This window comes from Mariniflexile sp. HMF6888 (assembly GCF_044335535.1).
Classification (GTDB): Bacteria; Bacteroidota; Bacteroidia; order Flavobacteriales; family Flavobacteriaceae; genus Mariniflexile.
The window spans coordinates 245,550-269,152 of record NZ_JBIQVZ010000004.1; the positions used below are offsets into that span (position 1 = coordinate 245,550).

The following is a 23,603-nucleotide window of genomic DNA, read 5'->3' on the forward strand; positions in this document are numbered from 1 at the left end:
CTAAAGTTAAAAGTTATGAGTTTGTAGCCAGAAGATAGAAGTTAGAAGTAAAACTTAGAAACTCTGAAACTCTGAAACTTTGCAACTTTGCAACTTTGCAACTTTGCAGCTTTGCAACTTTGCAGCTTTGCAGCTTTGAAACTTTGCAGCTTTGAAACTTTGAAACTTTGCAACTTAAAAAAAAAACAGATGAAAATTAAGCTAATAACCTATTGTGCCATCATTTTTTGCATGAGTATAAATGCTCAGCAAATGTCGATAATGACTTATAACATAAAGTTGGATTATCCTAAAGAAGGAGAAAACAGTTGGATGAATAGAAAACCATTCTTTATTAATCAGCTCAAATTTTACGAACCAGATGTACTTGGTATTCAAGAAGCCATGCCAAACCAAATGAAAGATATGGATAGCCTTTTAGTTGATTATAATTTTGTTGGTGTTGGGCGAGATGATGGTAAGAATGCGGGGGAATATTCAGCAATATTTTATAAAGCAGATCAATTTGAAGTATTGGAATCATCTACATTTTGGCTGTCAGAAACCCCCGAAAAAGTATCGATGGGTTGGGATGCCGTTTGTAATAGGGTATGTACCTATGCCTTATTTAACAATCTTAAAACGAAAAAAATGTTTTGGGTATTTAATACACATTTAGATCATATTGGTACAGAAGCGCGAACAGAAAGTGTAAAATTAATTTTAAATAAAATAAAGCTTCTCAATACCCAAAGTTTGCCAGTCATTTTAATGGGTGATTTTAATATGGAAGAAACCCATGAGAGCATTAAATATATTTCGGAAAGCTTAAACGATTCAAAATATGTTGCAAATAACACGTTTGGACCATCAGGTACTTTCAATAATTTTGAATTTCATAAACCAGTAAACCAACGTATTGATTTTATATTTCTAAGTGACCATATCACTGTAGATAAATATGCCGTGTTAAGTGATTCTAAAGAATGTCATTACCCATCGGATCACTTGCCTGTTTTTACAGATATAACTTTTACAGACTAAATATACATATTAAGTATAAGATTTATTTAATCTATAGAATTCCTTGGAGCTCACCTTTGGGATATTCGTTGTTTGTTTATCTAGGATTAAAAATAGCCTTTCCACATTTAAAACCTTATCACTTTCTTCCGGATCAGAGTTGTTTTTTAAAAAGGCGCACCTTCTTTTTAATTAAAATTAAGACTTTTCAATATAAAATCTATCCAGCATAAAATATTTTTTTGCGGATTTTAATATTTGAAACCCTACCATAATTAAGCATGAAGCCTAGACGGCCTCTAAACACCTAATTGTTAAAAATCAATAAATTTTTATTAAATCTTTTTTATTATAAAATTTTTTATATATTTGGAAAACCAAACTAGTTAACCAATTTGGTTATCCAGTGAGACTAAACAATCTAACTTTATATAATATTAATTATTATGAAATCGCCATGATTTGGAAACATAAGCCCTAATGAAAATAAAGCGATTGCTTCGCCAGTTCGCTATTGCTCGTGTCCATATGACCATTAAAAAAAACTAAACTATTTACATATGAAATTAAGAATTTTTTACCTGCTACTATTTCTAGGTAGTTTTATTGTCAATGCTCAAACCAATATGTATACTATAACAGGAAGAGTTGTGTCTGAGGGAGACGGGATGCCTATTGTAGGAGCAAACGTTCTTGTGACTTCCAAAAATAAAGGAACAGTTACGGATTTCGATGGCGGTTTCACCCTTCAAGTTGCAAATGATGATGTTGTCACGGTATCCTATGTGGGTTTTGTTTCTCAAACATTTATTGTAAGGAGTCAAAATAACGTGCTAATTAAAATGGCCGAAGATACGGCCCAACTTGATGAAATTGTTGTTGTAGCCTACGGAACCCAGAAAAAATCAAGTCTCACAGGAGCTGTTTCTAGTTTAAATAATGACAATCTTGATGAGTTGCCATATAGTAGGGTTGACCAAGCTTTACAGGGTAAAATTGCCGGCGTGCAAATTCAAAATATATCATCGGAAATTGGGGAGTCTCCACAGATTACCATAAGAGGTTTAAGCTCCATTAGTGCCAGTAGTTCCCCGTTAATTGTAGTCGATGGATTTCCTATTGCAGATGCTTTGGAATTTATTAACCCGAGTTCTATAAAATCCATTGAGGTTTTGAAAGATGCCAGTTCAACCGCACTTTATGGTTCAAGAGGTGCGAATGGTGTGATTCTAGTAACTACTAAAAGTGGCAGTTTAACACCTACATACAGCTTTAAAAGTTTTACAGGATTTAAGCGTGCATACAAACAAATTGACGCCTTAGATGGATTCGAATATACCGATATGCTCCTTAATGAACGCCAAACCATCGAAAATTTTGAAGCTGCACAAAATGGGACAACACCCTCCATCTTAACCTATACAACTAGAGAGCGAGCGCAGCGTATAGTTGCTACTGAAACAGGAGGCACCAATTGGTCTGAAGAATCCCAACGTGGAATGGCTCAAATTAACAATTACCAACTGGATATCTCTGGAGGGAATTCAAGTACAAAGTATTATATATCTACTCAGTATATAGAAGACCAGGGGCTTTTAAAAGATAACTTCAATAATAAATTAAACTTTCAAGGACGCTTATCTACAAAATTATCTGATAAGCTAGAAATTGGGTTTAATTTCAGACCGTCCTTTTCAAGGTTAAGACGTTCCACAGTGCCTTTTTCTGATTATTCAAGAGCATTGCAATGGGGACCCGTAAGGCATAATGCATTTACTTCTGAATTAACGGGTCAGCCAATTGGTTCCTATTCCCATCCTAGACACTACAACAATACCACATTTAGTTATGTTGATGACCAAGGGATTACACAAACATTTACAGCAAGCTCGCTTTGGGGATCCAGTAATAACAACCCAATAGCAAGGATGGAAAATGAAAACCGTACACGCTATGATTATAGGGTAGTTGCAGATGGATTTGCCAATTGGAAAGTTGCAAAGAACTTAACATATAAAGCAACATTTGGAGGCTATTTTCAATTAAGAGATTATGAAATATTCAGAAATTCACAAGCGTCACATACTGGTGAATCTTATGGTTATAATTTAATGAACTTAAATAACAAATTCATCACAGAACATACCTTAAACTACAGATGGAAAAAGAAAAATCATAGTATGGATGCTTTAGTGGGTACCACTTATGAATATGCAGCTTATAAAAACTCAGCTATTGAAGGCACACAATTTCCAACAGATTTAATTGAAACTTTAAATGCAGCAACTGTAATCAATGCCGATGGTACTTATACCAATAAAGAAGAAATTTCATTGGCGTCTTTTTTAGCCAGAGTCAATTACGATTATAAAGGAAAATATTTGTTTTCTGCAGCAGCACGTTATGATGGTTCTTCACTTTTTGGTCCAGACAATAAATACGGTTTCTTCCCTTCAGCATCCGTGGGGTGGAACATTCACAAAGAAAAGTTTTGGAAAAACAATATCGGTTTTGTTAACCAATTTAAAATCCGTTCAAGTTTTGGACTTACAGGGAACAACAACATAGAAAGCTATGCATTTACAAATCTTTTGTTTCCAGCAAATTACTCACTAGGGGAAAGTGGAGGCTCTGTAAATTCCGGTCTTGCTGAAAACGGATTGACACTAGGCAACAGTGCCATAAGTTGGGAGCAAACCAAACAATATGACACAGGAATAGATGTTAGTTTTTTAAAGAGTAAATTATCACTAACAGCCGATTACTACTATTCTGTAACAGACAAACTCTTGCTTCAGCAGAATGTATCATACATTACGGGTCACGATAACTATTGGAATAACATAGGTAAAATCCAAAACCAAGGTTACGAAATTGCTTTGACCGCAAACTTAGGAACCGATAGTTTTACTTGGGATGGTAGCATCAATTTTTCAGCCAATAAAAATAAGCTCATTTCTTTAGGGGGGGAAGAACAATTTATCAACCAAGGAGAGCGTAACGAACAATATATCTCCAGAGTAGGAGAGGAAGCCATTCAGTTTTATGGATACAAAATGGTTGGTGTTTGGCAAAATGCCGAAGAATTAAATACGTTACCGCGTTCTTCAGAAGATGCCGTTGGTGGTATTAGAGTTGCGGACATGAATGGTGATGGTATTATTGATGCAGATGACAGAACAACTTTAGGGAGTCCTTTCCCCGATTTTACTTGGGGCTTTAGCAATACGTTTAAATATGGAGGTTTTGATCTTTACTTCTTGCTTCAAGGTTCTCAAGGTGGCGAAGTATTTTATGGTGATGGCTTTTATACAGAACCAAGATACTTGCATAGCGATTTTGTAAACGGCTGGTGGTTCAATGAAAATTTTGCCGCAACCAAACCAAGGGAAAAACGAGGTAGGGATTGGGTGCTGACAGATTATTTAATTCAAGATGCCTCATACATTTCCTTAAGAGAAGTCATTCTTGGGTATTCAGTACCGAAAACGTTCTTGGAGAAAACCAAACTTAAAAAAGTGAGATTATTTGTTTCAGCACAAAACTTATTTTATCTCATGTCTAGTGATTACTACGGACTAAACCCTGAAGGTCTTTCAACAAGTGGTGTTTACAGATCGCCTTTAATTTCAGGTTATCAACGTGGTGCTTATCCAATTCAACAACAATTTAGTATTGGTTTAGATATCAATTTTTAAAAAAAAGAAAATGAAAACATATTTAAGACAATTAATTATCACCATTTCAATAGTCACTTTATATACCTCATGTAGTGATCAATTAAATCTAGAACCTATTTCTGATATTGGGGCTAATGAATTCTATCAAAATACGGAGGAAATCAACCTTGCAGTTGTTGGAATTTATAATTCCATGCAAAACATGCTTGACAAAGAGTTTGTGTTAACAGAACTAAGATCTGATAACACCTATATGAGTCCTCGTAATAGTGAAACTGCAAATGTGCCCTATCGTCAAGTAGATAGATTTGTACTTACGTCTCAAAACATTTTTGTAGAAGATTATTGGAGAGCATGTTACAGAATCATTTCATTGGCAAACAATGTCATTACACAAATAGATGTTGTTGAAGACCAAGAACTCGCCAATAAATACGAGGCGGAAGCACGCTTTTTTAGAGCACATGCCTATTTTAACCTTGTTCGCCTTTGGGGTGGGGTTTTTATAGTTGACAAACCCATTTCAGGTGAAGAAGCGAAGGCTATTGATAGAAGCAACGTAGAAGATGTTTATGATTTTCTATTGGCAGATTTAGAATTTGCATCCAATAACCTTCCAAACACAGCCACAGGTCAGGATCTTGGACGTTTGACCAAATGGGCCGCAAAAACAGAATTGGGAAAAGCCTATCTAACCTTAGGAGGTCCTTCAAATTTAACTAAGGCAGAAACCGTTTTAAGCGAGGTTGTATATGATAGCCCTTTTAGCTATTTATCATCTTATGCCAATGTTTTTAACATCAATAATGAGTATAACAACGAAATTTTATTTGCTGTAAGATACCAAACAGGAAGTGTGGGGCTCGGAGCACCTTTTGCCAATTATTTTGCCCCTATTCAAAGTGATAATTATGTGGTTACAGGAAGTGGAGATGAACTAAATGTCCCAGCGACCAGTATGTCAAACGCTTATCCTTTAGGTGACGATCGCAAAGACGTATCGATGGCGGACAGCTGGGTTGGATTTCAAGGACAGGTTAATGAATATAGATATGTAAAAAAATACAACTCAGATTTTGGAACTGTTGATGATGCCGGCAATGATTGGCCAGTAATAAGGTTTACCGATGCCATGTTACTATTAGCCGAAGCTATCAATGAAAGTTCAGGTCCAACTGCAGAAGCCATGGATTTATTAAACCAAGTTCATGAACGTGCAGGTCTTACTGCTTATGATGCTAGTGAAATTGGAACTTATTTTGATTTTAAACTGGCTTTGGAATTAGAGCGTAAATTGGAATTTGCTTTTGAAAACCAACGCTGGTTCGATCTACTAAGAACAGGTAGAGCGGTCACGGTTATGAACACACAATTTGCAACCGAAGATCAATATAACGATCCTAACAGGCCACAATTTAAAACTGATCCCATTCAGGAATTTCAATTGTTATTGCCAATTCCTCAATACGAAATTGATTTAAATCCAAGTATTGCGCAAAACATTGGTTATTAATCTGAATTATGAGTTATGAGTTATGGGTTATGAGTTATGAATGAAGCCAAGGGTTAATGATTAACAAATAAACTAATAAACAAATAAACAAAACCCTTAGAACCCAGTATGAGGTTCTCCCTTCGGGGTTTAGGGTTAAATATTTACATATGAAAAATATATATTTAATATATCTCACATGCCTATTTGCTGTATTTGCCCATGCTAAAGAAATTTTAGTGAGCAATCCCCAAGCGTTGGAAACAGCTTTAAAGAATGTGGCTCCCGGTGACACCATTATATTGGCAAATCAAACTTGGACGGACGTCAAAATCAATTTTATTGGTAAGGGTACTCCAGAGAACCCTATTGTTTTAAAAGCACAAACACCAGGTCATGTTATTCTTAACGGTGCATCCAGAATCATCATTTCCGGCACCTATTTAACTGTAGAAGGTCTATGGTTTAAAGATGGCAACGCTATTGATAAATCCGTCATTAATTTCAGAAAAAACGAGACTGAGTTAGCCTATTTTTGTAGAGTCACCAACTGCGCCATCACTAATTTTAATCCAGGTGACAGAGCTTCGCAATACCAATGGGTTGAACTTTGGGGAAAAAATAATCGTGTGGATCATTGCTCCTTTTATGGCAAAACCAATCAAGGTCCGGTTTTAATTGTTGGTTTACGTGGCAATCCTGAGAATTTAGAGAACAACCATCGTATAGACAATAATTATTTTGGTTACAGACCACCGCTTGGAGCCAATGGTGGTGAAACCATTAGAGTTGGTACAAGTCATGCCTCCATGGAATCGTCGAAAACCCTTGTGGAAAATAACTTATTCGAAAAATGCAATGGGGAAGTAGAGATTATATCCAACAAATCTTGTGATAATATATACAGAAATAATCTGTTTTTAGAAAGTGAAGGCATTCTCACTTTACGTCACGGCAATAGATGCTTGGTGGAAGGTAATGTGTTTTTTGGCAACAACAAACCCCATACTGGAGGGATTCGGGTTATCAATGAAGGCCACATCATCCAGAACAATCTCATGATTGGTTTAAAAGGCGACGGTTTTAGAGCTCCCTTAGTGATCATGAACGGTGTTCCTAATGGTCCTTTGAACCGTTACAACCAAGTAAAAGATGTGGTGATCCAAAATAACACCTTCATCAATTCCAGTGCTATTGAATTATGTGAAGGCAGTGATGAAGAACGCTCAGCAACACCAATCAATACGACGTTTGCAAATAATTTATTTTACGGAACAGAAAGTATAGACCTATTAAACATTTCTGATGATATTTCCGGGATCTCATTCTCTGGAAATAAAGTTCAAGGGTCTTATAAATTCAGCACAGAAGGATTTGAACAAACCAATTTAAATTGGGAAAACCTTCCATCTTACCCCATTCCATCTGTTTCAAGCGATTCGCTCTTAGAGGTAAAAAAAACCACTCGACCTGTACGTACAGACCTTACAGGGACGGTAAGAACAAAAGTAAGAGCTGGCGCCATCATCCCTGGGAATAAAAAAGTACCCACAGCATTGAGCATCAAACCAGGTGTTAGTTGGTCTTTGGAAAAAGCCAAAGAAACGAATGCCGTAAAACCACAACAAGACTATAAAGTAGTGAAGGTATCTCCAGCAGAAGATGCTTTGGTGCATGCCATTAAAAAAGCAAAAGATGGTACCATTTTAGAATTATCTGAAGGCACTTATGAAGTTACAAGAGGTATGCAAGTATCTTCAAATATTATAATTAAAGGCGCTGGAAGCAAAAAAACAGTCATCAAGATTAGTAAGAATGCTGAAAAAGTTCCTGGGTATTTTTTCAAAGTGACCGAAGGAATATCATTAGTTATAAAAGGATTGGAAATTGATGGATCAAGTGCAAACTCGGTTCGCTACGGTATTGTTTCTCAAAACACACCCACATCAAAAGCCTATAACCTGAAGTTGGATGATGTGTATATTCATGGATTTTATGATGATGGAAGTGCCATATTTAAAGCTTATAAAGGCACTTTTGCTGATTCCATACAGATTTTAAATTGTCGTTTTGAAAAATGCTTAAGAGGACTGAACCTGAGTTATGAAAAAGACGACCTAGGTAAATATAACGCCGAAGTCATTGATATTCAAAATACCGTATTTAAGGACATCGATCAATTCGCCATCCATTATTACAGAGGGGGCAATGACGAATCTACTTTAGGAGGCCAATTGCATGTGGACCACTGTGTGTTTTATAATGTTGATGACAATGAAAAAGGGCGTAGCATTCGCACTAACGGCATTGTTTATGTGACGATCAACAATTCCATTTTTGCAGGAAGTCCTGAATCAAAATATTCCGCAATTCTAAAAGGCGATAAAAATTCTGTTTCTAATTCCGTTGTTTTTAACGCAGGAGAATTAAAAACATCAAGTAAAGCGACATCCAAATCCGTACTAAATACAAATCCGCAATGGCAGGACACTGACACCTTTCAACTAAAAGAAAGTTCAGCTTTAAAACATGCTGCCAATGATGGTAAAGACATCGGATTAATAAACCAATAATAAAAAAACAAACCAAATGAAGACAAGAGGAATACAATTTACAGCAATTTTAATAATGCTCTTTTCATTAGCTCTAGTATTTACAGCTTGTGATGCTGATACTGAAGTAGATAAAACTGTTGATGAAATATTGGCAGCCCAACCAACCATTGAATCCATTTCACCAGGTACTGCAAATATTTTATCTAAAGTAACGATTACAGGTACTTTTTTGAATTTTGCAGAAACCGCATTTGTTGGAGGTGTTGAATGTCAAATCACACAGCGTATCAATGGTAAAACTTTAGAAATTAAAGTGGCGCCAAATGCTACTTCCGGAGTAGTGAAAATCATAACCTCTGCAGGTAAAGAAGCGGTGTCTTCAGAAACATTAACAGTAACCTATCCAACACCATCGGTTACCTCTGCTTTTCCTTCCAGTGCCACAGTAAACGAAAACATAGTGCTATCAGGAACCAACCTGACCAGTATTACAAGAATTTCATTTGGCGATATGGATGGAACGATCCAGTTTCAGGAAGATCAGGCTATTGTAGTAAGTGTTCCTAACAATGAAAATTCTCCTGTAGTGGTTAGTTACTATTATAATACAGCGAATGGTGAAGTGTCTCAGTTATTAAATGATACGTTTAATATTCTTATTCCAACTCCTATTATTAGTTCTTGGCCATCTCTTATGAATAGAGATAGTGAAGTTACTATTGTCGGAACAGATATGAATCTCATTACAGGAGTTTCCGTAGGTGGTCAAAATGCAACCCTTAATACAGCAAGCGCAACATCCGTGAGTTTTAATGTACCATCAGGAGTTGCTACTGGCTATCAAGATATTGTTGTCAATTATGGGACTTCTGGTCAGTTGACACAACCTAACGTGCCTTATATCAATGGGCAGTTTGAAAGTTATATTGAATTTGATTCGTATGCAGCAGATGTTTTTGTGATAGATCTTTCAAAAGACCCATTAGCCACACAGCAGCTCAACAATGTTGTGGATCAGCCACCTTTCCCGGGCAGTTCATATTACAATCTTCAAATGAACACTGCCACAGGAAGCACCATAGCAAGAATGCGCTTGCATAATGTAACCAATAACGATACGTGGCCTAATATGATTGATACTGGCAATTTTGGAGACAATCCGGTATTGCATTTTTGGATCAACACAGAAAGCACGGAACCCATCTTAAAAATATACATAGGCGGAACAGGATCAGCCAACAGAAGACAACTTTCAGGATCGGACATGAATACAGGTGGTGATTGGAAATTGTACGCCGTTAGATTGAAAGGGTTTATCCCAAGTATTTCAACGATTGGGTCAACTTTTGAAATCCGATTTAACACAGGATCTGGAGTCACCGAGTTTCCTGTAAAAGTAAATATGGATTGGATAATTGTCACAGATTCAGTTCTTACAGAATTTGGAGCTATTGATGTAACAGATGCTTTTGCAGCTGCAGGATAGTTACTGAAATAAGAACTCGTATTGACTTTTTTGATTGAAGCGAAAATATCCTTTGCGCAAGCTGGCTCGTTCGCTAAAATAACTCACTGGGTTATTTTTATACGCTCCGTCCGGTTACATATTTTAGCTTTTTAGCACTTCATAGCAGTGCTACGGAGTAAAAAAAATAGGTGAAATATGAGGCAAAAAGATCATTTTGTAGCCAATTGAAAAAAGTCAAGACAAGTTCTAAATTATAATTATAAATATAAAAAACAAATCAATGAAATTAAAAGGAAAAGTAGCTGTTGTAACAGGAGGAGGGCGCGATATAGGACGTGCTGTATGTGTAAAACTAGCAAAAGAAGGCGCTAAAGTAGTGGTAAATTATTTTGATAGTGAAGAACATGGCTCAGAAACAGTAAAACAAATAGAAGCATTAGGAGGGCAGGCCATAGCGGTATTTGCAGATGTTACGAAACCAAGTGATATAAATAATTTAGTTGAAAAAACTAAGGAAGCTTTTGGAAGTAAAGTAGATATATTGGTAAATGTAGCTGGTGGTCTTTTTGCTCGTAAAACACTTAATGAAGTAGATGAAAGCTTTTACAATTTAATAATGGATGTAAATTTTAAATCTGTTGTTTTTGTAACTAAAGCATTTGCACCTTTATTGAGCAAAGGAAGTTCCATCGTTAATTTCGCATCGCAAGCAGGTAGAGATGGTGGAGGACCAGGCGCCTTTTTATATGCATCTTCAAAAGGAGCCGTTTCCACATTTACACGTGGATTGGCAAAAGAATTAGGACCATTGGGTATCAGGGTAAATGCACTAAACCCAGGTATGATTGCAACTAAATTTCATGATGATTTTACCAAGGAACAAGTAAGGATAAATGTTGCAAATGCCACAGCTTTAAGAAGAGAAGGAACGGCTGAAGAAGTTGCCGATTTAGTAGCTTATTTGGCAGGGGATGAATCATCATTCTTAACGGGAAATAATATTGACATTAATGGCGGTTTAGCCTTTAGTTAAAAATGATGATTAAAAAGAATTTCACAATATGTTTCCTGTTCATTTCATTCGTCATGAATGCAGAGATAAAAGTACCTCACTTTTTTTCTGACCACATGGTGTTGCAACAGAACGAACCTATTACCATGTATGGAAAGGCCAATGTTGGTGAAACTATAGTCGCTTTTTTTAATAATGAAACATTACATACCAAAGCAGATTCCAACGGTGATTGGTCAGTGAATTTCAAAGCTACAAAGGGAGGAGGGCCATTTGAAATGACTTTAAAAGGGACAAATACATTGAAGTTTACAGATGTGTATGTTGGTGAAGTTTGGTTTTGTTCTGGCCAATCCAATATGGGGTGGAAACTTGAAAATTCGGTAAATGGACAAGAAGAATTAGCCCATGCCAATTACGAAAAAATCAAGTTATTCACTGCACCTCGTAACATGAGTCATACTGAGGAATTTGATGTTTTAAATGGAACTTGGAAAACTTGTACTTCAGAAACCGCTGAGGGTTTTTCAGCAGTTGCCTATTTTTTTGGAAGACATCTGTATGAAACCTACCAAGTTCCCATTGGCTTAATAAACGCCTCTTGGGGAGGCACAAATATTGAAGCTTGGATGGATGCAACGTTGTTCAAAGACCATCCAAAGTATCAGGAAACCATCGCTAAAATGAAAACTTTGGATATGGTTAACCTTATCAGTGTTTATAACAAAGCTAATAAACAATATGGCATTGATTTAGACAAAGCCGACTTGGGAATATCTGAGCATTGGGAATCACCAACTACAGATTACAGTGACTGGAAAACATTTCAATTGCCTTCATTATGGAGAGACACAAAGCTAGAGCAAACCTATGGTGTGGTGTGGGTGACTAAAGAAATCAATTTAAATGCTTCCGATATTGCTTCCGATATTCAATTGAGTATTGGTCGTGTTGACAATGAAGATATCACTTATGTAAACGGTCAAGAAGTTGGAGCCTCAACAAGTAAAGATTTGGATAGGGTTTATACCATTCCAAAAAACCTTCTTAAAACAGGAAAAAACAGAATAACCATTCGTACAAAAAATCTTGGTGATTTAGGTGGTTTTAGAGGCGCTGAAAGTGATTTATATATCAAAACAGCGACGCAAACATACGCGTTGGTTGGCGATTGGTGCTACAAAGTAGGAACACCTCATGTCGCTGAACCACCAGTACGCGAGCACCCAAAAAACTATCCTTCTTCACTGTTCAATAGCATGGTGCATCCTTTTTATGGATACAATATCAAGGGTGTGATTTGGTATCAAGGGGAATCAAATACCAAAAATCCTGAAGAGTATGCATCATTTTTTCCTAAAATGATTCAAGACTGGAGAATCGGCTGGAAAAAGGAACTTCCTTTTCTATTTGTGCAATTAGCCAATTACGCCAATCAAGGCAATAGGGAAGCCGCTATAAGAGAATCACAAACAGCAGCTTTGAAATTAGATAACACCGCTATGGTGGTCACTTTGGATATTGGTGAAGATGCTAATGTTCATTTTGCGAACAAGCAAGATGTGGGCAAACGTTTGGCAATGGCAGCACAAAATGTGGCATATAATGAACCCGATATAGCCAAAAGCGGTCCGATAGTTAAAAAAATTAAAGTAAAAGCGCATAAAATTACCATCAGGTTTAATGAGCCTTTAAGCATCAAGGGGGACGCTAAAAACATCAATGGGTTTTTAATTTCTGATGGCAAAAACAATTTTGTTAAAGCAGAAGCAACATGGACAAATGCCAAAACGGTAGAAGTCTCGTCCAAATCAATTAGCAACCCAAAACATGTGCGCTATTTATGGGAAGACGCTCCAGGAAACGTAATGATTTTTAATGTCTCTGGTTTACCGGCGCCACCTTTTAGAACTGATAAATAATATATGAAACACCCATGAGAATAGCATTTACGTACACAAAGATGATTATTCAGGGTGTTCCATTTACCAAAATATAAGCTCATAAACTCATAAACCAATAAACTCATAAACCAATAAACTAAATATAAACAAATGAAAACAACTAAAAAATTAACCTTAATCATACTGCTTAAAATCATACTTACAGTGAGTCTTTTTAGCGGAAGTGTGTCATGTTCAAAAAATGAAACTGATTTACCTGAAGAAACAATTTTACCTGAAGAAATAATTGTTAATGTATCTAGTGATAGTTCAAAAAAAGCAACGGAATATGCTAATATTGATTTCAGCCATTGGAAAATTACCTTACCAGTGGACTTGAATAATGACGGTAAGCCAGATGAGTTTCAGCCTATATCATTAATCAATTATGGGTATCAAACAGAAGAGAATCTCATTCCTTTTATGTATGATGATACCTCAGATAGATCTATCGTATTTTACACGTATCCTGCTGGTGCTACTACTGGAAACAGTAGCTATCCTAGAACGGAATTACGGGAACAACAAACACCTGGAAACAATTACAACAATTGGTCACTTATTGAAGGCGGTATTTTAGAAGGCACCCTAAAAATTGATTCCATTTCGGAAGACAACAATAGCAGCAGAACTTACAATAGAACCATCGTCATGCAAATACATGGTATTATTTCACAAGAAGACATGAATACGTATGGCTTTAGTTCCAATCATGCGCCACCTTTATTAAAAATGATTTGGGATGAAGGGTATATCAAAGCTTACAAAAAAACCTTGGTGGATGAATCGACTTCAGGATTGGATTTATATGATGACAGTTCATCAACTTGGACAGACATCAGCCATAATTTTGGCTACGTAGGTTTTGACAGTTTCAGTATAAAAATTACTGCAACAACAGGAAAATTGACTATTAAAGTCAATAATAATATACACTTTTTTGAAGATGTCAGTTTACAAAAATGGCCTTTTGAAAATTACTTTAAAGCAGGCAATTACCTGGTCTCAACAAATACTGAATCCTTTGCCTATGTTAAATATTATCAATTAAAAGTCTCACACTAATCAAAAATGATTGTGAGATAAATATCTATGAAAATAAAGCGATTGCTTCGCCAGTTCGCTATCGCTCGTGTCCACCTGATCTAATTAAAACAATAAATATAAATAGATGAAAAAACTCATTCTTTCTAGTATCCTTTTTACTGCTCTTTCAAGTGCAACGTTCAGTCAGGAAAAGGAATACAAACCTGTTGATTTTCCCGAAGGATATAAAGCACAAATAGATGTGGTCTATACCCAAGCAAACGGGTGGGATGGTCGTATGGATTTGTACACCAATCCAAAATCTGAAACACCAACACCAGTGGTCATCAATATTCATGGTGGAGGATGGAACCATGGTGTTAAGGAATCCCAAACGGGCTATGGGTCATTTTTCAAAAATGGCTATGCCGTTGCCAATGTGGAATATCGTTTGGTTGGTGTGGCACCTGCGCCTGCAGCTATTGAAGATGTACGCTGTGCCCTGATTTATTTGTATACACATGCCAAAGAATTGAATATTGACACCAATAAAATAGTGGTCATGGGTGGTTCTTCGGGTGGACACTTGGCACTTATGGCTGGACTATTGGCAAACGATAAAAAGTTCGACACCAATTGCAAGTACGATGGCAATATTAAAGTAGCTGCTATTATAGATAAATATGGTGTTACCGATTTGGTGCCACTGAGCAAATGGAAGTCTGCGAAGAACTGGTTGGGGAAAGGTTTTGATAATCAAAAATTCATTGAATCTGTTTCGCCTTTGTATTATGTTACCAAAAATAGTCCGCCGGTATATATTGTTCATGGCGATGCTGATCCCATTGTACCTTATGACCAGTCGGTTGCGTTATATGAAAAATTAAAATCCAATGGTGTAAAAACTAAAATGCTGACTATTGAAGGTGGCAACCATGGAAAATTCACCAAAGAAGAGAAAAGTGAAATGAGCAAAGACATGTGGTCTTTCTTAAACGAATTAGGATTAAAATAATTATTAAATTTTAGTACATGACAAAAATCCAAATATATTCAGATGTCAGTCTGAGCGCAGTCGAAGACATTGGAAGTATTGTTTTTAATAGCATTTCGCAAGCTGCGCTTTTATCTTCAAATAAAAATATATTTTCATTTTCGATAGTGCTCAATGTGACACTCTCCAATTTTTGTCAAGTACTAAATCATTAAATACTAACTAAAACTAAATTATTATGAAAACAAAATTACTATATGCAGCCATGTTGCTAACAAACACTGTGGTTTTTTCACAAACTACCGTGGCTATTCCCGATCCTGCTTTTGAAGCCTATTTAGAAACGGCGTTTGCAGCCAACATTACACCAGATGGAAGCACAACAGATGGCTCCATAACATTTACCGATATCAATTTGATAACAGATATCGATTTACCTACCGCAGGGGTTACAACCGTAGCTGATATTACAGGTGTAAAATCCTTTATCAAATTAAAAAACCTTTATGTTCAGGATAATGCCCTAACAGGCACTATAGATGTGTCTGGTTTGGATAAATTGACCAACTTATATTTTTATAACAATACAGGTGTAACTGCCGTGGATATTTCAGGTTGTAAAGTGATTTATCACATTAAAGGCTATGGTTGTTCGCTTGAATCGTTGGATGCCTCTTTGGCTACAACACAATTGACCGATCCAACAAGATTGAGATATGTGTATGTTAATGATAATCTATTAACAAGTCTTGATGTTTCTGGAAATACCGGCATTCAAAGATTGGATTGTTTTAATAACAATTTAACGAGTTTAGACATCACAGGATTTACTACATTAACCTATTTACGCTTTCAAAACAATGCGATCACAGGAAGTCTTGATGTGTCTGGCAATTTAAGTTTAGAGAAATTAGGCGCCTATGACAATGATTTAACGACTATTGATTTAGGAGCCATTCCGTATACGTCTTTTACGTATTTCAAGATAAGTACCAACAACAATTTGTCTTGCGTATATACTGATAATGCTTCAGATTTTGCTCCAGGAGGTCCTCTAGAAACAGCAATAGGCAGTAATTATTCTGTAGGTACCAATACCAATTTTGTATTGGATGCTACAGCATGTGCAACCCTAGGAACTGAAGATTTCAATGCATTTGAATTTTCAATATATCCAAATCCGACTAAGGAGAATGTTACGATTTCACTTAATGATGATGCCTCATACCAACTCATCAACATCCATGGCCAAACGCTAATGAAGGGCATTTTTAAAGCGAGTAACAATCCGTTATCAATCTCAAATTTAGCCAATGGATTGTATTTCATAAATATAACCACTACAAATGGAAACAGCATGACACACAAGTTAATTAAACAATAAATCCCTTAATGACATGCAGAAATCTTAAAAACGTTTCTGTGTGTCATTTAAAAACCTAAACTATGTCTTTCAAATCGTTGCTTAACTTTTTCTTGCTGTATTTATCATCAATAACACTTTTTGCACAAACTTATGTGACAACAGATACCAACTTGCAGAGTTTAGTGAATGCCTCTTCTGGAGGTGAAACATTTATTGTTTCAAATGGGACTTATTCTGATTTTTATGCCAGTTTCACCAAAATCGCAACAGCCGAAAATCCAATTGTTATAAAAGCGGAAACCGTTGGAGGTGTAACCCTAACTGGAAATTCCTTTTTTGTGTTTAAAAAAGCAGCACATATTACATTGGAAGGTTTTGTATTTGATTGCACTGGTAATAGTACATTGGTGAAATTAGAGGCATCCAACAATATCAGAATTACCAGAAATGTTTTTGAAACGAATACAGCCAACTCACTCAAATGGATTGTTGTAACAGGCTATTATAATGATTATACGTTTCAGTTTTTAAGCCATCACAACAGAATTGACCACAATACGTTTCAAAATAAAACCACAGCAGGAAATTATATCACTATTGATGGTACTTACAACGAAGACAAAACCGTCAACCAACAATCGCAATATGATAGAATTGACCATAACTACTTTTATAACAATGCTCCCCGAATTGAAAACGAAAAAGAATCCATTAGAATAGGCAACAGTCAATTGTCAACAACCAGTGGTTTTACAACTGTAGAATTCAATTTGTTTGAAGACTGTGACGGTGACCCTGAGATTGTTTCCGTGAAATCTTGTGACAATGTGGTAAGACACAATACTTTTAATAGAAATTACGGGTCTTTAACCTTACGCCAAGGTAACAGAAATCGTGTGGAAGGCAATTATTTTTTTGGAGACGGAAAGGCCAATGGCATATTTATAAATGATGCTAATCAAGAACAAACGATTTATACAGGCGGTATTAGGGCCTACGGGACAGACCATGTGATTGCCAATAATTATCTTGAAGGCTTGCAAGGCACCCGTTTTGACGCACCAATAACCTTGACACAGGGTGATGCCATTGACGGCATTGATACCGACCAAAGTTTGCATTATAGAGGCGAACGCATCACGATTGCCAATAATACTCTAGTTAATAATACTTACGGCATCGAAATAGGTTATGCAAAAAGCAATGGTTCTTATGACCAAGCTTTACAAGATATAACCATAGCCAATAATTTAGTCATAGGTTCAGAACATAGCTTGGTTAAAATATACAATGACCAAGACGGTGAAGTTACTTGGGTCAATAATGTGATGTACCCTATAGATGGTGCTATTTTAAATGGTGATGGCTATACATTTACTTCTGATGAAATCTCTAATGAGAATCCAAATTTAGCTTTGACAGGGAGCATTTGGAAAGCCACAAACACAACACCTACAAAAGAAAATGGGGTGCCCTCTTTAACTATTGATGAAGATATTGAAGGACAATCACGTCCCACATTGAGTAGCGTTGGTGCTGACCATTTTAGTAACAGCAGTATTGTTTATACACCCATTGGAATAAACGATGTTGGTCCAAATGCTTATGGCGATACCTTATCAGTTATTGAAAATGACATTGTCAGCAACATAAGAATATATCCGAATCCTGCGTCATATCAATTCTGCATTCAAACAGATGCAGTACAATTAAAATCAATCATCATAAGTACGATGACAGGTAAAAAAGTGATGCAAATTGATTCAGATATTTTATCGGAAATAGATGTGTCAAAACTAATTTCAGGCGTATATTTAGTTCAATTCATTACGGAAACAGGCAAGCACACCCAAAAATTAATCATTAAATAATTTATATCTTGAAACAAATCTTCATCCTATTTTTGATTTTATGTGCCTTCTCACTGAATGCGCAAACCATTCTGGAAGCCGATGGTAAAGGGAAAACCTATGAATTGATCAATAGCGTTTTGGCACCCAACTATGATGTGATAGAAACGCCGGATTGTGCCCATAAGGATTTTGGAAATCACATTACTGAAATATGGGATGCCAATTTAAAGAAACATGTATTTGTGTTTCATGCCCATGTGGAAGAAGATAATGACCGTTGTAAAAAATTTGACAGAGAACGTACCGAAATCAAAACCTATAAACAATCACCAGACAGTCTTATTGCAACACTTGGTGAAACAGTTGTTTATAAATGGAAATTTAAATTAGACAAACACTTTCAAGCATCGAATAAATTTACACATATCCATCAAATAAAAGCAGTTGGAGGAACTGAAGATGCCATGCCAAGTATCACTTTCACATTAAGAAAATTGAAAGTCGATATATTTCAAATTAGATATGCTTCCAACATGGAGCAAAATAATTTAATCGATGCGCCTTTAGAAGATTTTAAAGGTGTTTGGGTAGAGGTTTATGAGCGAATTACCTATGGAGAGATTGGAAAAGGCAAGTATGAAGTGATCTTAACTAGAGCTGACAATGGCAAAACATTACTAAACTACAGCAATGATTCCATAAGAATGTGGAAAACCGATGCTCAATTTTTACGACCCAAATGGGGCATTTACAGAAGCTTGCAAAACCCGTCCGATTTGAGGGATGAACAAGTGAAATTTGCGGATTTTTATATAGAGGAATTAGAAGATATTCAAAATTAACATAAAATAAAGTGAGTTCGATATAATCAAGAATGTATTTAATTAAAAATAATTTACTTAGATTTTGATGTCAGGTTGAGCGCAGTCGAAACCTATAGAAGTTATCGATTTTAATAACCTTTCGACTGCGCTCAAGGTGACAACCTCCATTTATAGTGTGAGTTTATCCTTAAATATAGAATTGTTTTTAAATCGAACCCACGTTAAAATAATATTATAAAGCGTATTTTTAAAACGCAATCAGACCATTAGTTTTCACAAGTGGGAAGCATACACTGGTTGTAACAAAGAATAATTTCAAAAAAACAAACATGTTTTTAAAAAATAAAATACCATTCATATTAGTTGCATTACTATTGATTGTTGCTTCTTGCAAAGCACAATCGAAAGGAATTTCTAATGCAAAAAAATCAAGTAAACAAGAACACCCCAGTTTAATACTTACAAAAACAGGTGTTGAAAACATAAAAGCGCAGTTAGGAACTGTTCCTCTTTTTGACAAAACTTTAGCAAAAGTAAAAGCTGAAGTAGATGCCGATATTTTAAATGGCATTGAAGTACCTATTCCAAAGGATTTTTCTGGGGGCTATACGCATGAGCGACACAAGAGAAACTTTTTGATTTTACAAAAAGCAGGCATTTTATATCAAATCTTAGATGATGAAAAATATGCAAATTACGTTAAGGAATTGCTTTTGGAATACGCTAGAATATATCCAACACTTCCGGTACATCCACAAACAAGGTCGTATGCACGTGGCAAACTGTTTTGGCAATGTTTAAACGATTCCAATTGGTTGGTGTATGTAAGTCAAGCGTACGATTGTGTGTATAATTATTTAACTGAAAAAGAACGTTCTCATTTAGAAGAAAATCTTTTTAAACCATTTGCAAAGTTTATTTCGGTAGAAAATCCACAGTTTTTCAATCGGGTACATAACCATAGTACGTGGGGTAATGTGGCAGTTGGTATGATAGCATTGGTTATGGACGATGCTGAATTGCTCGAAATCGCATTGCATGGATTAAAAACCGATAATATAGACCCCAATGCCAAAGACAATGATGGAGGTTTTATAAAAAAGAAAGGGCAAAAAGTAGGGTTTCTTGCAAATTTAGAAGAGCCATTTTCGCCAGATGGTTATTATACCGAAGGGCCTTATTACCAACGGTACGCCATGTATCCCTTTTTGGTTTTTGCAGAAGCATTACAAAACGTAAAACCTGAGCTTAAAATCTTTGAGTATAAAGATGGTGTGCTATTGAAATCGATAAATATATTGTTACATTTAACCGATGCCAAGGGCAATTTCTTCCCATTAAATGATGCTCAAAAAGGCATGTCGTATTACTCAAGGGAATTGGTGTCGGCAGTAAATATTGGGTATTATTATGGCGGTAATAAAACCAATTTATTATCTATAGCAAAAGCACAAGGCGAGGTGTCGCTTGACGATGCAGGTTTATCGGTAGCTCTTGGAGTGCGCAATGGTTTAGAAACCCCTTTTATTAAAAAATCAATCGATCTATCTGACGGAAAAAATGGTGACGAAGGTGGCGTAGCCATATTAAGAACAAATAGCACAAAAGACGCGCTTACTTTAGTGATGAAATATTCTGCACAAGGCTTAAGTCATGGGCATTACGATAAATTATCATTCTCTTATTATGAAGATGGAAACGAAGTGGTTCAAGATTATGGAATGGCGCGTTTTGTAAATATTCAACAAAAGGGTGGAGGCAATTATTTAAAAGAAAATACCACATGGGCAAAACAAACCATTGCCCATAATACTATAAATCAAGACGAAACTTCACATTTTGGAGGTGATTTTGAAACAGGGAGTTTGCACCATTCCGAAAAATATTTATTTGATGTTTCCAATCCAAACATTCAAGTTGTAAGTGCTACGGAAACAAATGCATATCCGGGTACTGAGTTGCACCGAACCATGGTATTTATTAAAAATGACAGTTTCGAGAATCCATACCTTTTGGATATCATTAAAGTCCATGCTGAAAGTGAACACCAATTTGATTTACCATATTATTATTTAGGACAATTAATAGCTACAAATTTTAAATATACAACACCTGAAACCTTAAAGCCTTTAGGAACTAAAAATGGATATCAACATTTATGGAGTGAAGCAGAAGGTACATCGGAATCAGGCAATGCTAAAATATCTTGGTTGAATAAAGACCGATTTTATACACTTACATCGGTCGTATCAAACAATGACGATTTAATATTTGCCCGCATAGGCGCTAACGATCCGAATTTTAATTTAAGAAGAGATGCAGGATTCATTATCAGAAAAAAGAACAGTAAAGACACTTATTTTATATCTGTTCTAGAATCCCATGGGCATTACAATCCTGTTAGTGAAGCAGCAGTTAATGCCTTCAGTAATATTAAGAAATTAGAGGTTGTTTATAGTGATGACTCATACATAGCACTGGTAATTGAAACCGAAAGTGCTGGAAAAAGTATGTTTACATTTTCTTTTAAAGACAATTCAAAAAATAATACCCATCAAATAAAGATAGAAGAGAAGGCCTATCCATGGAAAGGTCCTTATCATTTATTTCATATGTAAATATTCATTGTTTTTTAAAGGTCATATGGTATCGCTTTATTTTCAGTGGTGTTAGCGTTTCCAAATCATGGCGATTTCAGATTAATTAAATTATATTATATAGAATGAAAAAAAGTTTTGGAGCAAGTAAAGAATTTTTATTAGGAGATGACATCCCTTGGGAAGCTGTAGGTGAGGGGGTAAAACGTAAAATTATGGCCTATGATGATAACATCATGTTAGTTAATGTTCATTTTGAAACTGGAGGTATAGGTCCCATGCATGAACATTACCATTCACAAGTCACCTATGTGGTAAGTGGTGAGTTTGAACTTACTATAGGAGATAAAACAAGATTACTAAAAGGAGGTGATGCCTTTTATATTCCACCACATGTGTTGCATGGAGCTATTTGTAAAAAAAGTGGCGTTTTAATAGATGTATTTAGTCCAATTCGTGAAGATTTTATGTAGCATATGCTATAAATCAGTGCTAGATTCAAGACTCAAGATGCAAGACCGCTTCGCTAAAAGAAAATAGAATAAAGAGAATTGATAGACTAATGACAAATGAATTGCTATTCAAATGTTTATGCACATTTTTATTTGATAATCGAAAGTAACAAATTATTATAAAAAACAAGACTACAAATCAGTAATCTCTTTAAAAGCCATTATCACTGTGTTTGCAGAGAATTGTAAAGGTTTTATCGGATAACAAGGAAATCAATTATGAGTTTTCAAAAAAAAAAGTACAATGGAACATTTTTTTTAGCAAAATTTATATATATTTGGTAAACCAATATGGTTATCCAGTTTGACAAGATTTTTCTGCCAGTAATCTTATAAAACAAGATGGTTTCAAATTCTAAAAAAAGGATAGCTGAATGTGTTTTTTATGATGGGATTATTGTAATTTTAACAATAATATAGTGGTTAACCAGATGAAATAATTATTTGTAAAAATGAAATTAGAAATACTTACTAAAAATGACAATTTAGAGATTCAAAATACTATAATCTCTAAAATAAAAGAATTGATTAATTATAAAAATCTGGAGCCAGGAGATAAGCTCCCTTCAGAAAGAATGTTATCTGAAAAGTTTGAGGTTAGCAGGAGTAATGTTAGAGATGCCATTCAGAAATTAGAATTTTATGGATTGTTAAAATCAATACCACAAAGTGGCACTTTTGTTGCCAACATAGGCGTTGTTGCCATGAATGGAATGATTGAAGATATTTTAAGGCTAGAGTCTCCGGACTTTAAATCGTTGGTAGAGACAAGAATATTATTAGAATTAAAAACAGTGAGGTTGGCAGCATTAAGGCGTACCGATGAAGATTTAAAAAACATAAAAAACACATTAGATGCTTATGAAGAAAAGGTGTTATCTGGTGAAGATGCTGTGCAAGAAGATTTGTTATTCCATTTAGCTATAGCTAAAGCAAGTGGAAATAGCACTTTGAATACATTTATGTTAACCATCACACCGCAAATAATTATGAATTTTGAAAAGTATCATGTTTGTGATAAACGATTGTCGGTTATAGGAATTCAAGAGCATACCGAGATTTATGAGGCGATAAAGAAACAAGATCCTGTATTGGCAAAACAAAAAATGAAAGATCATTTCAGTGTATTATACCAGTATTGTTATAATGTAAAATCACAATAATTAGAAGAACAAATAAAAGCGCTTTTTGTTTTTCAAATAAAGCAAGATAGGGAAATCTGCTTCACGATATAGTTTTACTATATTACATCATATACCAAACGTATTAAAAACAGCTG

At 35.4% G+C, this 23,603-nt stretch carries 15 protein-coding genes; all 15 read left to right on the forward strand.

Annotated features, from left to right (window positions below; translation table 11 throughout):
- Positions 1-189 precede the first annotated feature (189 nt).
- The 15 genes from ACGLWY_RS12005 (at position 190) to ACGLWY_RS12075 (ending at position 23,487) form a co-directional block, all read left to right on the forward strand.
- On the forward strand, positions 190-1,023 hold the full coding sequence (locus ACGLWY_RS12005; protein ID WP_396619906.1) for an endonuclease/exonuclease/phosphatase family protein: 834 nt from the start codon (positions 190-192) through the stop codon (positions 1,021-1,023).
- Between the two features lie 539 nt (positions 1,024-1,562).
- On the forward strand, positions 1,563-4,700 hold the full coding sequence (locus ACGLWY_RS12010) for a SusC/RagA family TonB-linked outer membrane protein (protein ID WP_396619907.1): 3,138 nt from the start codon (positions 1,563-1,565) through the stop codon (positions 4,698-4,700).
- Between the two features lie 10 nt (positions 4,701-4,710).
- Positions 4,711-6,195: a RagB/SusD family nutrient uptake outer membrane protein gene (locus ACGLWY_RS12015; RefSeq protein WP_396619908.1), complete on the forward strand. Its 1,485-nt coding sequence runs from the start codon at positions 4,711-4,713 to the stop codon at positions 6,193-6,195.
- A gap of 149 nt (positions 6,196-6,344) precedes the next feature.
- A complete protein-coding gene (locus tag ACGLWY_RS12020) occupies positions 6,345-8,747 on the forward strand; it encodes a polysaccharide lyase 6 family protein (RefSeq protein ID WP_396619909.1) in 2,403 nt (800 codons plus the stop codon).
- Positions 8,748-8,763: 16 nt separating this feature from the next.
- Complete coding sequence (locus ACGLWY_RS12025; protein WP_396619910.1) at positions 8,764-10,215, forward strand: IPT/TIG domain-containing protein; 1,452 nt, start codon at positions 8,764-8,766, stop codon at positions 10,213-10,215.
- A gap of 262 nt (positions 10,216-10,477) precedes the next feature.
- On the forward strand, positions 10,478-11,230 hold the full coding sequence (locus ACGLWY_RS12030; RefSeq protein ID WP_396619911.1) for an SDR family NAD(P)-dependent oxidoreductase: 753 nt from the start codon (positions 10,478-10,480) through the stop codon (positions 11,228-11,230).
- Between the two features lie 53 nt (positions 11,231-11,283).
- Entirely contained in the window at positions 11,284-13,131 is a 1,848-nt protein-coding gene (locus ACGLWY_RS12035) for a sialate O-acetylesterase (RefSeq protein WP_396619912.1), read from the forward strand.
- A gap of 132 nt (positions 13,132-13,263) precedes the next feature.
- Positions 13,264-14,217 carry a polysaccharide lyase family 7 protein gene (locus ACGLWY_RS12040; protein ID WP_396619913.1) on the forward strand — a complete coding sequence of 318 codons (954 nt, stop codon included), beginning with the start codon at positions 13,264-13,266 and terminating at the stop codon, positions 14,215-14,217.
- A gap of 106 nt (positions 14,218-14,323) precedes the next feature.
- Complete coding sequence (locus ACGLWY_RS12045) at positions 14,324-15,193, forward strand: alpha/beta hydrolase fold domain-containing protein (RefSeq protein ID WP_396619914.1); 870 nt, start codon at positions 14,324-14,326, stop codon at positions 15,191-15,193.
- 217 nt (positions 15,194-15,410) lie between these two features.
- Positions 15,411-16,556 carry a T9SS type A sorting domain-containing protein gene (locus tag ACGLWY_RS12050; RefSeq protein ID WP_396619915.1) on the forward strand — a complete coding sequence of 382 codons (1,146 nt, stop codon included), beginning with the start codon at positions 15,411-15,413 and terminating at the stop codon, positions 16,554-16,556.
- A 62-nt stretch (positions 16,557-16,618) separates the two neighbouring features.
- Positions 16,619-18,409 (forward strand): chondroitinase-B domain-containing protein, encoded by a 1,791-nt coding sequence (locus tag ACGLWY_RS12055; protein WP_396619916.1) that lies wholly within the window; start codon positions 16,619-16,621, stop codon positions 18,407-18,409.
- 8 nt (positions 18,410-18,417) lie between these two features.
- Entirely contained in the window at positions 18,418-19,233 is an 816-nt protein-coding gene (locus tag ACGLWY_RS12060) for a heparin lyase I family protein (RefSeq protein ID WP_396619917.1), read from the forward strand.
- A gap of 311 nt (positions 19,234-19,544) precedes the next feature.
- Positions 19,545-21,833 (forward strand): alginate lyase family protein, encoded by a 2,289-nt coding sequence (locus ACGLWY_RS12065; protein WP_396619918.1) that lies wholly within the window; start codon positions 19,545-19,547, stop codon positions 21,831-21,833.
- Positions 21,834-21,937: 104 nt separating this feature from the next.
- Entirely contained in the window at positions 21,938-22,285 is a 348-nt protein-coding gene (locus tag ACGLWY_RS12070; RefSeq protein ID WP_396619919.1) for a cupin domain-containing protein, read from the forward strand.
- 491 nt (positions 22,286-22,776) lie between these two features.
- A complete protein-coding gene (locus ACGLWY_RS12075) occupies positions 22,777-23,487 on the forward strand; it encodes a FadR/GntR family transcriptional regulator (protein WP_396619920.1) in 711 nt (236 codons plus the stop codon).
- The last annotated feature ends 116 nt before the right edge of the window (positions 23,488-23,603 follow it).

Excerpts from the sequence above, each read along its gene's own strand:
- ACGLWY_RS12005 (WP_396619906.1), top strand. The coding sequence starts at position 190 with ATGAAAATTAAGCTAATAACCTATTGTGCCATCATTTTTTGCATGAGT.
- ACGLWY_RS12010 (WP_396619907.1), top strand. The coding sequence starts at position 1,563 with ATGAAATTAAGAATTTTTTACCTGCTACTATTTCTAGGTAGTTTTATT.
- ACGLWY_RS12015 (WP_396619908.1), top strand. The coding sequence starts at position 4,711 with ATGAAAACATATTTAAGACAATTAATTATCACCATTTCAATAGTCACT.
- ACGLWY_RS12020 (WP_396619909.1), top strand. The coding sequence starts at position 6,345 with ATGAAAAATATATATTTAATATATCTCACATGCCTATTTGCTGTATTT.
- ACGLWY_RS12025 (WP_396619910.1), top strand. The coding sequence starts at position 8,764 with ATGAAGACAAGAGGAATACAATTTACAGCAATTTTAATAATGCTCTTT.
- ACGLWY_RS12030 (WP_396619911.1), top strand. The coding sequence starts at position 10,478 with ATGAAATTAAAAGGAAAAGTAGCTGTTGTAACAGGAGGAGGGCGCGAT.
- ACGLWY_RS12035 (WP_396619912.1), top strand. The coding sequence starts at position 11,284 with ATGAATGCAGAGATAAAAGTACCTCACTTTTTTTCTGACCACATGGTG.
- ACGLWY_RS12040 (WP_396619913.1), top strand. The coding sequence starts at position 13,264 with ATGAAAACAACTAAAAAATTAACCTTAATCATACTGCTTAAAATCATA.
- ACGLWY_RS12045 (WP_396619914.1), top strand. The coding sequence starts at position 14,324 with ATGAAAAAACTCATTCTTTCTAGTATCCTTTTTACTGCTCTTTCAAGT.
- ACGLWY_RS12050 (WP_396619915.1), top strand. The coding sequence starts at position 15,411 with ATGAAAACAAAATTACTATATGCAGCCATGTTGCTAACAAACACTGTG.
- ACGLWY_RS12055 (WP_396619916.1), top strand. The coding sequence starts at position 16,619 with ATGTCTTTCAAATCGTTGCTTAACTTTTTCTTGCTGTATTTATCATCA.
- ACGLWY_RS12065 (WP_396619918.1), top strand. The coding sequence starts at position 19,545 with ATGTTTTTAAAAAATAAAATACCATTCATATTAGTTGCATTACTATTG.
- ACGLWY_RS12070 (WP_396619919.1), top strand. The coding sequence starts at position 21,938 with ATGAAAAAAAGTTTTGGAGCAAGTAAAGAATTTTTATTAGGAGATGAC.
- ACGLWY_RS12075 (WP_396619920.1), top strand. The coding sequence starts at position 22,777 with ATGAAATTAGAAATACTTACTAAAAATGACAATTTAGAGATTCAAAAT.